Below are 347 nucleotides of genomic sequence, written 5' to 3'. Positions count from 1 at the left end.
ATCGGCGTCTCGCGATCGGCATTCACCGCATCCAGTGCGGCCAGATTGGAGCCGCTTTTGTCGATGGTCACGGTCTCTGGCGTACCATTATGGGCGATCGCCTTTTCAAAGAACCGCCGGGCAGCGAGCTTGTCCCGCCTGGCCCTGAGCAGGAAGTCGACCGTGTCGCCCGCCTTGTCCACTGCCCGGTAAAGATATTTCCACTCGCCTTTGATCTTGATATAGCTCTCGTCCATTCGCCAGCTTTTCCCAACCGGACGCTTGTGCTTGCGGAAGCGCCTTTCGAAGAGCGGCAGCAGCTTGATGACCCAGCGGTACACCGTCGAATGATCCACCGCGATACCACG

1 protein-coding gene is annotated in these 347 nt (G+C 59.1%); it reads right to left on the bottom strand.

Features of this window, described 5'->3' with window-relative positions; translation table 11 throughout:
* Nucleotides 1-347 (bottom strand): IS6 family transposase (locus AB3X89_RS40375; protein WP_368588081.1); only part of this gene is annotated, 347 nt, incomplete at both ends.

It is taken from the genome of Paraburkholderia sp. BR14320, from assembly GCF_040948665.1.
In the GTDB taxonomy this organism is placed as follows: domain Bacteria; phylum Pseudomonadota; class Gammaproteobacteria; order Burkholderiales; family Burkholderiaceae; genus Paraburkholderia; species Paraburkholderia youngii.
This window is presented reverse-complemented; position numbering and strand designations above follow the sequence as displayed.